General features: G+C 43.0%; 4 protein-coding genes. 3 read left to right on the top strand and 1 reads right to left on the bottom strand.

Features of this window, described 5'->3' with window-relative positions:
- From B4K20_RS09255 to B4K20_RS09245, 3 genes are all read left to right on the top strand, one after another.
- The coding region (locus tag B4K20_RS09255; protein ID WP_289282675.1) for a hypothetical protein at nucleotides 1-362 on the top strand (362 nt) is incomplete at its 5' end.
- A 47-nt stretch (nucleotides 363-409) separates the two neighbouring features.
- Complete coding sequence (locus B4K20_RS09250; protein WP_289282674.1) at nucleotides 410-931, top strand: SRPBCC family protein; 522 nt, start codon at nucleotides 410-412, stop codon at nucleotides 929-931.
- The gene (locus tag B4K20_RS09245) at nucleotides 932-1,879 is read left to right on the top strand and encodes a YncE family protein (RefSeq protein WP_289282673.1); all 948 of its coding nucleotides are present in this window, start codon (nucleotides 932-934) and stop codon (nucleotides 1,877-1,879) included.
- On the opposite strand, the gene B4K20_RS09240 is transcribed toward B4K20_RS09245, so the two are convergent.
- Nucleotides 1,876-3,540: a putative bifunctional diguanylate cyclase/phosphodiesterase gene (locus B4K20_RS09240; RefSeq protein WP_289282672.1), complete on the bottom strand. Its 1,665-nt coding sequence runs from the start codon at nucleotides 3,538-3,540 to the stop codon at nucleotides 1,876-1,878. The genes B4K20_RS09245 and B4K20_RS09240 overlap by 4 nt on opposite strands.
- Between the last annotated feature and the right edge of the window lie 28 nt (nucleotides 3,541-3,568).

Here is a 3,568-nt window from a genome sequence, read left to right as displayed (position 1 = left end):
TAGGATGGTCGAGTTTTCTATTCACTTTGAGGAAGAACATGAAACTCTTGCCATTACTCCTGTCTTTACTACTTTTTATTCCAGGTATCAGCCATGCTGCTGATGCTACTATGCAAAAACCTTACGAGGAAATGGCCTTCCTCAAACACTTCACAGGTAAAACCCCAGAATTTATCAAAGCGGAGTTAGGTGAACCTGATTCTATTTCTAAAAGAGAAAACTCCAGCGGCAAGATCGAGTTTTGGATTTATCACGATCTCGTGCAGCAGGCTCACTCAGACAAAATTTATCGTTATACCCAATTCGGCATTGTAAACGGTCATGTTGAGACACTTGGTCATACCAACCGCGATCCGAAATAACCTTCTACATTACAAGTCAGCACTTCAATTTTAAAGAGGAATTTTTAATGAAATTATGGGCAACCGCCTTCATGGCAAGTCAATTATTCGTCACTAGTCTTGCTTTCGCTCATGGGCCAACACCGCAGAAAATTGATGAAAAAATGGTGATCGATGCACCGGTTGAGACAGTTTGGAAGAAAGTGTCAGACTTTAACGCCATAGCAGATTGGCACCCCATGGTTGAGTCAGTCACATCACCTGAAGAAGGAACACGAGTACTTAAGATAAAAGGCAAAGGTGAAATTACTGATAGCCTAGATGAAAAAGATGATGCTAAACATTATATGAGTTATCGCTTGCTGGAGGAGAATATCGAAGCATTTCCAGTCAGCTTTTATACCGTCAGCATTGAACTCACGGAAGCAGATAAAGGTACTGAAATGAGTTGGAAGGGGCGTTTCTATCGTGCTGACACAGGTAACTTCCCACCTGAACAGTACAATGATGAATCGGCAGTTAAAGCCATGGAAGCCTTTGCTAAAACCGGTATGGGCAGCTTAAAAGAATCTCTTGAAGGAAAGAAATAAGTGAGGCTGCGTTTAGGTCTCTCATTGAGTTTATTGCTAGTGGCCATGCCACTAGCAGCTCAACATGCTTATATCAGCAGTCAGGCTGCCAATAAAATTACCGTTTTAGATATTGATACACAAAAAATAACAGCCACCGTAGAGGTCACTACCGGACCTGTAGGTGTTTCATTGGATAACAAGCGGCATGAATTATTTGTCACGCACCCTGAGCAAGGGGTGGTGACGATGATAGATACCAGAGATAACAAGAAATTAGCTGAAATTAATACGGGCGGGCAACCTTTTGCCATTGCGGTCGACCCTTCTGAGAAGCATCAGGTATTTGTTTCTGACTGGCATCGTAATGCTGTTGTGGTCATTAATCCTGAAACGAAGCTAGTGGTTGATCTCTTGTCAGTGGGTAAGAATCCTGCTGGTTTAGCACTAGATAATGCAACTCGTCGTATCTTTGTAGCTAACCGCAATAGTGATACTTTAACGGTGCTTGATGCTGATACGCCGCGCCAATATGCTGAGGTTAAGACTGGAAAAGCGCCTTATGCCGTCGCTGTGAGTCCTGATAGCAAACATATCTTTGTCACAGCCATCCAGGATAATACCATTACAGTCATTGATGGTGAGAGCTATGAGGTGGTGAAAACGCTGAAAGCAGGCACTGCGCCATATGGTGTTGCGGTCACACCGGATAACCAGTGGTTATTTGTGGCTAACCAAGGCACGAATGATGTTTGGGTGTTTGATACTGAAACATTAGAAATGGTCACAAAAATCAAAGTAGGCGAAATGCCGGAAACAGTCGCTTTTTCAGATGACAGCCAGTATGCCTATGTAACGAATTGGTTCAGCAATACCTTATCGGTGATTGATATTAAACAACAGCAAGTCGTCCAACATTTGCCGATGCCTGACGGCCCAAGAAGTCTTGGTCGTTTTATCGGTGATTAATGACTTTGTTTTTTTGCATTCAAGAGTGATTGAATGATTCCAAAATGAGATTTTAATTCAGTAATACCAGTATCGTTGGCGCGATGCTGGTTTTCCTGAAACTGGTATTTGAGGCTGTTTGCATTGTGATATAGCTCGGTATAAGCCAGTTTCATTGATTCTATCCAGACTTTATCAAACAGGTTCTGTTTCTTAGCTTGTTCCAGCCATAGACCAAAGTGACACTTTTTATGGTTCATTAAAGGCCAGTACTCAATTTTGTCTGAGGTCGATTGCAGGTTGCTGACAACCCGATTAAGCCAATAATTTATTTGCAAATCCATCAACTCAAGTAGTGTTTGTTCAGCGTCAAGTTTTCTCTCGGCCAAATCTATCCAGCGTACATTCGGCTGATAAGTGCTAATCCATTGATTACAGTCATCCGCTGACATGGGATAGGCAATGCCATATCCTTGAGCCAAATCACAGCCCATGGCTAGTAACATCAAGCCATGCTCCGTTGTCTCTACTCCTTCAGCAATGACTTGGTGATGGAAGGCATCTGTGAGGCCGATAACACCATCAATGATGGTGTAGTCATTGGGGTCATCAATGAGATCACGGACAAAACTCTGATCGATTTTAACGGTGTCGACAGGCAGATGACGTAGATGTGTTAAAGAGGAATAACCAGTACCAAAATCATCCAAGGAAATTTTGAGGCCTAGGGTATGACGACAGGTCTTAATAATTGAGGAGATATTGTTGATGTCTGTCAAAACACTGCTTTCCAAAATCTCTAACTGGATCATATAAGAGGGCACATTCGGATACCTGGCAAGCACACGATCCAGATGGTCAAAAAAGCCATTCCATTGCAAGTGTCGTGATGAAATATTAATACTCATTTCAAGCGACCAGCCACGTTGAATCCAGTCATCAAGTTGCTTGATAGCGTGTTCAATTACCCAGTTGCCGATATTAATTTCCAATGGGCTACCTTCCGTAGCAGGCAAAAATGCCCCCGGCATGATTAAACCTTGCTCAGGATGCTGCCAGCGAATCAATGCCTCAGCACCAATAATTTCACCTGTACGCATATTCACTTTTGGCTGATAGAACAAGACCAGCTGATCGGATATAAGCGCATCTTCGATTGATTTAAATTGATTCTGCTTTTCGGAAATTTGCTCGTCTTGCTGCATATCAAACATATGATGACGCTGACGACCTGAGACTTTGGCTTGATACATGGCCTGATCGGCATGACGCAATAAGGTGTCAGCATCGGCATCATCGAGAGGGTATAACGTTACACCAATACTGGCGCTACAGCTGATACTGTTGTCATCGATGATGTAAGGGAGCTCGATGGCATTTCTTATACGGTTGATGAGCGTTTCACAGTGATCAGCGCTGCTTACATCGTTCAACAATAAGGCGAACTCATCGCCACCAAGACGCGAGGCGGTATCGTCTTGTCTGATACATGACTGGATACGGGCTGAGACCTCAATCAGTAACTGGTCACCTGCTTCATGACCATAGGTATCATTGACCGGTTTGAAACCATCCAAATCCAGAAAAACAACAGCTAATAAACTGTTATTACGATTGCTGTGTGCAATTGCCTGAAGGAGTTTCTGTCGGTGATAACAAATTAGACGAAGATGGAAATACAATTCCCGTTATGCAAGGCATCGACCAATC

This window comes from Methylophaga sp. UBA5088 (genome assembly GCF_002414625.1).
In the GTDB taxonomy this organism is placed as follows: Bacteria; Pseudomonadota; Gammaproteobacteria; order Nitrosococcales; family Methylophagaceae; genus Methylophaga; species Methylophaga marina.
This window is presented reverse-complemented; position numbering and strand designations above follow the sequence as displayed.

Bases quoted from the DNA above. Each gene is read 5' to 3' on its own strand.
- B4K20_RS09250 (WP_289282674.1), top strand. From the start codon at position 410: ATGAAATTATGGGCAACCGCCTTCATGGCAAGTCAATTATTCGTCACT.